Source organism: Sporosarcina sp. 179-K 3D1 HS (assembly GCF_047228905.1).
Classification (GTDB): Bacteria; Bacillota; Bacilli; order Bacillales_A; family Planococcaceae; genus Sporosarcina.
In genome coordinates this window covers 60670-69014 of the sequence record NZ_JBFEGI010000015.1, presented here as the reverse complement: position 1 = coordinate 69014, position 8345 = coordinate 60670, and the positions used below count along the sequence as shown (strand labels likewise).

Sequence of the window (8345 nt, the reverse complement as noted above, 5' to 3'; positions counted from 1 at the left end):
TGCAGGCTTCCAAAAGAATAAACTTATCTTATCTGATCCACGTCTTCTTATGAAGGTGTGGATCTTTTGACGCTTACTATAACTCCGGAGCACCGCTCATAAATTCCTGCGTGCGCTTATAACTCCGGAGCAACGCCCATAATTTCCCGCGAGCGCTTATAACTCCGGAGCACCGCTCATAAATTCCTGCGTGCGCTTATAACTCCGGAGCTGCGCCTATAAATTCCCGCAGGCGCTTATAATTCCGAAGAAGCGCTCATACTTTCTAGCCGCATCGTACATTACTCCCGGACGATGCCGGCCTTGTAGCAGTAACGCCGGGAGACTTTCGCGTAAGAAGCCTTTCCCTTAGCCGGAAAGGCTTCTTTTGGTAGAATGAAAATACATGAAAGGGGTGCTTGGATGTTTCGTATACCTGAATCGATTGCAGATATCGGAAAGAGGCGAATAGAAGGGTTTCCGGTGGAAGGGTTTGTCTATGGGGAAGGGCCCGAACATCCGGAACTGATGCTTATCGGAGAAGCACCCGGGGAGTTTGAAATTGTCGACGGCATTCCGTTCATCGGACGGGCGGGTAAAGAGCTGATGAAATCCTTGGGGACGATCGGGTTGGCGCGGGAGGATGTCTACATCACGAGCGCAGTCCGGAGCCGGCCCTACCGCTGGGGAACGAAGAAAGAACGGGATGGGACGATGACGGAGCGGAAATACAACCGGCCGCCGACGCAAAAAGAGATTTTGGCCCACGCCCCTGTCCTGGATTATGAACTAGTCAACGTGAAACCGAAATTGATCGTCACGCTCGGCAACGTCGGTTTGCAGCGACTGCTAGGGAAAGAGGCGAAGGTGACCGAACTCCATGGACAACTGTTGGAACGCCCGATTCAATATTTGAGCGAACTCGAGGACCGGTCCTTCAGTTGGACGGAGAAACGCTACAAAATCGTACCGACATTCCATCCGGCCTCCGTTTTTTATCGACCTTCGCATCGACCGGATCTGGAAGCAGATTGGTTGGAAGTCGGGCGCATCTTACAAGAAATGAAAAGCGAAGAATAGGTGATCCGATGAAAAAACAACCGATGGAGAAAGGGGCAACCAAGCAGTTTTTCGACCTCTTGAAAGGATTGAAGTGGCCGATCGGGGTGACGGTTGTGGCCCTCCTCCTGTCATTGGCCGAAACAGCAGCGGGGCTAATTATTCCGCTCATTACAAAAGACTTGGTCGATACATTATCCAGCGCCCTGTTCAACTGGAAGACGGCGGCGTTACTGTTTGCCATTTTCATCGTCCAGGCTGTAACCGGTGGTGTCTCGTTTTATCTACTGACCTATATCGGTGAAACGATTGTCGCCGATTTGCGGAGCCGCTTGTGGAATAAAGTGCTCCGTCTCCCGGTCTCGTATTATGACGCGAATGAAACGGGCCAAACGATGAGCCGAATCACGCAGGACACGACAACGTTGAAAGAATTGGTCACCAATCATCTCGTCACCTTCATTTCCGGCCTGATTTCGATTATCGGATCGATTATCATTCTGTTCTTCCTTGATTGGAAAATGACGCTTATCATGCTTATTAGCATCCCGGTCAGTATGGCAATTATGTTTCCGCTTGGCCGGGTCATGCACAAAGTGGCGAAAGCTACACAGGCGGAAATGGCGTCCTTTTCGGGCCATCTTGGCCGGGTGTTAGGGGATATCCGCCTTGTTAAAACGTATCGGGCGGAGCCGGTCGAAGCGGAGAAGGGTGTGCAAGCGATCCGGGCGCTCTTCGGTTTTGGATTAAAAGAAGCGAAAATCCGGGCGATCATTTCGCCGGTCATGACGTTGATGATGATGAGTATCCTTGTCGTGATTCTCGGATATGGTGGGGCCCAAGTATCGAGGGGAGTCTTATCGGCAGGGACGCTTGTGGCAATTATTTTCTTTATGTTTCGGATTATCGTGCCGTTTGCACAGATGGCCCAGTTCTTCACTTCATTCCAGAAAGCGGTGGGGGCGACAGAGCGAATCCAGACGATTCTTGGTTTGGCGAGTGAACGGGCAGATGGGAAAGAAATTGTTCCGAAGGGCAGCATCCGATTTGATGGTGTTTCGTTTTCCTATGAAACAGGGAAAGAGGTATTGGCGGGTGTGACGTTCGAGGTGCATCCGGGGACCGTCACCGCATTTGTCGGGCCGAGCGGGGGCGGGAAGACCACCATCTTTTCATTGTTGGAAAGGTTTTACACGCCCGTGGAAGGTGAGATTACTATAGAAGAAACGCCAATTGACACGATCGCCTTGTCGGAATGGCGGAGGAAAATCGGCTATGTCTCCCAGGAAAGCCCGTTGCTGAGCGGTTCGATCCTCGATAATATTGCGTATGGTCTGGATCGACGCCCCTCCATGGAGGAAGTCCGGCGTGCGGCGGAAGCCGCGAGTGCACTCGACTTCATCGAGGCGATGCCTGACCAATTTGAGACGCTGGTCGGCGAACGGGGAATGAAGCTTTCGGGCGGACAGCGGCAGCGAATCGCCATTGCCCGTGCCTTGCTCTATAATCCGGAAATCTTGTTGCTCGATGAGGCGACGTCCAATTTGGATAGCGGCTCGGAAACCCATGTGCAAGAAGCGCTCACCCGTCTAATGGAAGGGCGTACGACACTCGTAATCGCACATCGGTTGGCGACGATCCTTCATGCGGATCAATTGATCTTCTTGGAAAAAGGGATGATTACCGGGATTGGAACTCATGAGGAGTTGTACCGGAATCATGCACTTTACCGGGAATTCGCACATGGGCAAGGATTATCCTGAAGGAAAGTTACATAAGAAGTTAATTCCCGTGCAGTAGGATGGAACCAATTAGGAAAGAATGAGCGTGAGAGGAGGAGGCCATTGTACAAACCAATATCGAATGCGTTTTTCAAAGAACCTGTGCTGGAGTTGGCGCATAATTTGGTCGGGCAGTATATCGTGCATGAATTGCCGGAAGGGTTGGTTGTCGCCCGCATCGTGGAGACGGAGGCGTACCATGGGCCGGAAGACCGGGCGGCACATAGTTTCGGCAATCGCCGGACGAAACGGACGGAAATCATGTTCGGGGAACCCGGTTCGGTGTATACGTATCAAATGCATACCCATACGTTAATGAATGTCGTCGCAGGACCGGTTGGCACTCCGCATGCCGTCCTCCTGCGCGCTGCAGAGCCTGTGGAAGGGCAGGAACTGATGCAGGAGAAACGCGGTAGCCACTTGAAAGTGATTGATTGGACGAATGGCCCGGGCAAATTATCAAAGGCGCTCGGTGTGACAATGAAATATTACGGCCATAGCTGGGGAGAGGAGCCGTTGTTCATTGCCGAAGGACCGGGGGCTGGTGAGGTTGAGACGGGACCTCGGGTCGGGATTGGCAATTCGGGTGAGGCGGTCCATTATCCATGGCGTTTCTATGAAAAAGATAATCCTTTCGTCTCGAAATATCGTCCATAGGTTTTAGAAGTAATGACAAGTGGAATAGTAGCCATTGAACTGAATTTCAGAAAGGGGTTTTGCGTACAATGGCGAAAATTGCAACGTTGGTAACAGACCTGTTCGAAGACTCAGAGTTTACGGAGCCTGCGAAAGCATTCCGGGAAGCTGGACATACAGTGGAAACGATTGAAAAAGAAGCGGGCAAAGAAGTGAAAGGCAAAAAAGGCGAGTCGAGCATAAAGATCGATCATGGCATCGATGAAGTGCAGCCGGACGATTACGATGCTTTATTCGTACCGGGAGGCTTCTCACCGGATCAGTTGCGGGCGGATGACCGCTTTGTACAGTTCACGAAACATTTTATGGATGAGAAAAAACCCGTATTCGCCATCTGCCATGGTCCTCAGTTATTAATTACGGCTAAGGCGTTGGAAGGACGAGGGGCAACCGGTTATAAATCCATTCAAGTGGATATGGAATATGCGGGCGCCAAATATATGGACCAAGAAGTGGTCGTCTGTTCCGATCAGTTGGTGACGAGCCGGACGCCTGAGGACCTTCCGGCATTCAACCGGGAGTCATTGAAATTGCTGGAAGGGAAATAATGATAGTTTCCATAAAAACCTTCGATAGCTATCATACAGCTATCGAAGGTTTTTTGTGTGGATTGGTCTCAATGCTGAATTGAAAAGGGGAAATGGGCCTGCTGAAGTGAGAGAATAAAAATATCATTATATTTCAATTAATAAACTCCACTCGCTTGGAGGACATCATGAAATGTTTTACGTTTATCTTTAATTGGGACTTTCTTTCATTTGACAAATTCATGACGGTTTGAACAAGAAGTCGATGAAGGCGGGCCCGGCTAGGTTGTCTTCCTTTCTACTATCGTGGTTTAATGATGAAGAGTATGTTAGGAAGGATTGAACAGCTTGCTTCACTATCGAACACATGAACTGAACCCAAGCTCTCCATGGGTGACTTTTATACACGGAGCGGGCGGAAGCTCCTCCATTTGGTACAAGCAGATTCGGGAATTCAGGAAACACTACAATGTGTTGCTCGTCGACCTCAGGGGGCATGGAAAATCGGATCGCGGCTTATGGGAGAAAGGGGACACCTTTGCTGACGTCTCACGGGAAGTGGTTGAGGTTCTCGATGAGATCGGCATTGAACGGACACATGTCATCGGCATGTCGCTTGGTACTATCGTGGCTCAGACGATAGCGGACCATTTTCCGGAACGGATTAAATCGCTCATCTTGGGCGGGGCGATCATACGATTCGACATTCGGACGAAATTATTGCTCTGGATGGGCAGGATGACGAAACGATTTATACCCTATATGTTACTCTATCAGCTATTCGCCTACATCATCATGCCTTTGAAAAGACATGAGGAGTCCCGGTTGGCTTTTGTAAATGAAGCCAAGAAGATGTGCCAGAAGGAATTCATCAAATGGTTTTCCTTGACCCGCCTTATTAATCCGTATCTGTCCCGTCTGCAGGTTTCGACGACGGCTATTCCGACTTTGTTTTTGATGGGGGATGAGGATTATCTATTCATCCCACCGATCAAGGAAGTTGTCCGACAAAATGAAGGGTTTGAATTTATCACCATCAAAAATTCCGGTCACGTTTGCAATATCGACCAACCGGAACAATTCAACCGATTTTCGATCGATTACATAACGAAAATCGAACAAAAAAAAGCCGTCCTCCCAGTTGGGTGACGGCTTTTTTGTTACTTAGGAAACTATAAAATCTCAGCCTGTGGATATTCTACTAAGCCGGCATGGTTCCGTCTAGGCTCCGGGCGCCAGAGGCTCGGGGTCATAAGTCAAAGCTGCTCAAGAACCGTGCCTTAATTTCTGCAAATTACGCAGAAATACGGCAAATCGAACCCTTCGCTGTTCGATTGGCAAAAGACGCCACGCCGCATCTTCGTCTTATGCCTGTCGCCTCTAGGCAGGCGCCCTGCGCTTTTGTTCTCCTATTATGCATGTGCCAGTTCAAGTTGAACAGCCGGACCGAAGAATTCGAAGTGGACTTTTTCTTTCGGCATGCCCATTGCGTACAACTCAGAGATGACGACCTGCATGAAAGCAGTCGGACCGCACACATAGACGTCGCCGCCTTGCAATACGTTCGCTTCCAAGAAAGCACGGTTGATGAACCCGTCGCCTTCCTCTGAATAAAGGACGGCATATTTCGCATCCTTCATAGAAGCGGCCAACCGTTTAATGTCCGTGTCGAATGCTTGGTGTTTCCGTGTACGGGCCGAATGCAGGAATGCAACCGGACGTTCAGGTGATGTGTTGGCAATCGTTTCGAACATCGCCATCATCGGAGTGACGCCTACACCACCGCTAATGAGTGTGACAGGTGTTGTGCTCTCCGTATCCAAGTAGAAATCACCCGCAGGTGCGCTCACTTCCAATGTGTCGCCGACGTTTGCTTGTCGGTGTAAATAAACGGATACTTTTCCGTTTATCTCGCATTCGTCTTCCCGTTTAACTGAGATACGGAATTGTTCTCCATTTTCCGCTTGCGATAGGCTGTATTGGCGATTCAATGTATATTTCTCGCCTGGGATTTGTACTTTCACAGTAATATATTGCCCTGGTTTGTAAGAAGGCAAATTCTGTACATCGACCGGTTTAAGGTAGAAGGAAGTGATGACTTCACTTTCTTCCACTTTGTCGACGATAGTGAAGTCTTTAAATGTTCTCCAGCCGCCATCTGCTTGTTCTGCTTCATCGTACATCTCTTTTTCAATGCCGATGAAAGCGTCGGCGATCACGCCATAGGCTTCGCCCCAAGCGGCGATGATTTCCGGAGTTGCCGCATCGCCAAGCACTTCTTTAATGGCTCCGAGGAGATGATAACCGACAATCGGATATTGGTCTGCCGTAATGCCGAGTGATCTATGTTTGTGCGCAATTTGCACGACCGCCGGAATGATAGCACCCAAGTTGTCGATATTAGCCGCTGCTGCATAGACCGTGTTGGCCAATGCGGTTTGTTGGCGGCCTTGGGATTGATTGGCGTGGTTGAAGATGTTTAAAAGTTCAGGGTGTTCGTTAAACATGTTTTTGTAAAAGACAGTTGTAATTGTTTTTCCATGTTGCTCCAATACGGGTACGGTTGATTTGATAATGTCGATTGTCTCTTGAGATAACAATGCAGGCACAACCTTTCTTGTTTTAATGATTTAACAATAATCCATTTTTTTGATGAAAGCTATATAAAAAATATAACTTTAAACAATGTTAGTCGTTTTGACACATTCCATTCAAACTCTTGACACAATTATGGTGACAGTTCTTTATTGCAAGGGCCGCAAAGGCTATAATAGTATTAGAAAGTGCGGTGATATTATGCGTTTGACAATGTATACAGATTTTTCATTGCGCCTGTTGATTTATTTAGGTGCGAAAGAAACGGGAGAACTGTCTACCGTCCAGGAAATTTCAGATGCATATAAGATATCGAAAAATCATTTGACAAAAGTTGCACATGAATTGGGGAAAATGGGTCTAATTGAAACAGTACGTGGCCGCGGAGGTGGGATCCGTTTGAAAGTCGAGCCGGAACAGATCAATGTCGGCGAATTGGTACGGAAGACGGAAGATGATTTTCACCTTGTGGAATGTTTCGTTAAAGGGTCGACGAAATGTGCCATTGCTCCCGCATGCCGCTTAAAAGGAGCATTGGCGCAAGCGATGAATGCGTTTTTAGCGGTACTGGACAACTATACCATTGCAGATTTTCTAGTTAATAAAGATGAGTTGGCCGCCTTATTATTTGAGCCGTCTTTGTGATAAAATAAATTGGAATTAACTTAATTAACTGATATGAAGTAGGGGGAACAGGTACATGGGAAAAGTTTTAGTCTTCGGCCATAAAAATCCGGATACAGATTCAATTTGTTCGGCAATCAGCTATGCGTATTTGAAGCAGCAACTGGGAATGGATGCGGAAGCAGTCCGCCTAGGTGCTGTGACAAACGAAACGGCATATGCACTTGAATATTTCGGTTTTGAGGAACCCCGCTTAATTGAAAAAGCGAAACCTTATGCTGAACAAGTCATCTTGGTCGACCATAATGAAAAGCAGCAAAGTGTCGATGATTTGGAGCTTGTGCAAATACTGGAAGTGGTGGACCACCATCGGATTGCCAATTTTCAAACGAACGATCCGTTATATTACCGCGCGGAGCCGGTCGGGTGCACAGCGACCATCTTAAACAAGTTGTACAAAGAGAATGGTGTGGAAATCCCGAAGAATATTGCGGGTCTCATGTTATCTGCACTCATTTCCGATTCCCTCTTGTTTAAATCACCGACGTTCACAGAGGAAGACCGGGTTGCAGTGGAAGAGTTGGCTGCCATCGCGGGTGTCGACGCGGAGGAATATGGACTGGCTATGCTAAAGGCAGGCGCCGATCTAAGTGGTAAATCCTTGGAAGAGCTCGTCACGTTGGATGCAAAAGAATTCACGGTCGGCGATATCAAAATGGAGATTGCCCAAGTGAATGCAATCGACATTAACGAAGTGATGGACCGCCAAGCGGAAGTGGAGCAATTGCTGGAAGGCATCATCGCCAAAAAAGGCTTGAATCTGTTCTTGTTCGTCGTCACTGATATTCTGAATAACGATTCTGCTGTCTTGGCATTAGGAGATGCTGCTGTACGTGCAGCCGCCGCGTTCAATGTGGAGCTTGACAACAACAAGGCGACCTTGCAAGGTGTCGTTTCCCGGAAAAAACAAATCGTTCCTGTGCTAACAGAAGCGCTTAAATGAGAAAAAGGCCATGCCGTTGAAACGGTGTGGCCTTTTTGGTCCTTGTTACGGGGCCACGGGGCAGTTGCTTGCGTTCAAGCG

General features: G+C 48.4%; 8 protein-coding genes. 7 read left to right on the top strand and 1 reads right to left on the bottom strand.

The annotated features are described in order from the left end of the window. Positions 1 to 402: 402 nt before the first annotated feature. The 5 genes from AB1K83_RS16325 to AB1K83_RS16305 all read left to right on the top strand — a co-directional run bounded on the left by AB1K83_RS16325 (position 403) and on the right by AB1K83_RS16305 (position 5191). The gene (locus tag AB1K83_RS16325) at positions 403 to 1059 is read left to right on the top strand and encodes a uracil-DNA glycosylase (protein ID WP_413059280.1); all 657 of its coding nucleotides are present in this window, start codon (positions 403 to 405) and stop codon (positions 1057 to 1059) included. A gap of 8 nt (positions 1060 to 1067) precedes the next feature. Next, entirely contained in the window at positions 1068 to 2801 is a 1734-nt protein-coding gene (locus AB1K83_RS16320; RefSeq protein ID WP_413059279.1) for an ABC transporter ATP-binding protein, read from the top strand. An 81-nt stretch (positions 2802 to 2882) separates the two neighbouring features. Beyond that, a complete protein-coding gene (locus AB1K83_RS16315) occupies positions 2883 to 3476 on the top strand; it encodes a DNA-3-methyladenine glycosylase (protein WP_413059278.1) in 594 nt (197 codons plus the stop codon). Between the two features lie 68 nt (positions 3477 to 3544). Next, positions 3545 to 4063: a type 1 glutamine amidotransferase domain-containing protein gene (locus AB1K83_RS16310; protein WP_413059277.1), complete on the top strand. Its 519-nt coding sequence runs from the start codon at positions 3545 to 3547 to the stop codon at positions 4061 to 4063. A gap of 327 nt (positions 4064 to 4390) precedes the next feature. Further along, entirely contained in the window at positions 4391 to 5191 is an 801-nt protein-coding gene (locus tag AB1K83_RS16305; protein WP_413059276.1) for an alpha/beta fold hydrolase, read from the top strand. A 263-nt stretch (positions 5192 to 5454) separates the two neighbouring features. On the opposite strand, the gene hmpA is transcribed toward AB1K83_RS16305, so the two are convergent. Continuing rightward, positions 5455 to 6642: an NO-inducible flavohemoprotein gene (hmpA, locus tag AB1K83_RS16300; protein ID WP_413059275.1), complete on the bottom strand. Its 1188-nt coding sequence runs from the start codon at positions 6640 to 6642 to the stop codon at positions 5455 to 5457. Between the two features lie 196 nt (positions 6643 to 6838). Between hmpA and AB1K83_RS16295 the strand changes: the two genes are divergently transcribed. Continuing rightward, a complete protein-coding gene (locus AB1K83_RS16295; protein ID WP_413059274.1) occupies positions 6839 to 7282 on the top strand; it encodes an Rrf2 family transcriptional regulator in 444 nt (147 codons plus the stop codon). A gap of 55 nt (positions 7283 to 7337) precedes the next feature. Beyond that, complete coding sequence (locus tag AB1K83_RS16290; RefSeq protein WP_413059273.1) at positions 7338 to 8264, top strand: manganese-dependent inorganic pyrophosphatase; 927 nt, start codon at positions 7338 to 7340, stop codon at positions 8262 to 8264. Positions 8265 to 8345 lie beyond the last annotated feature (81 nt).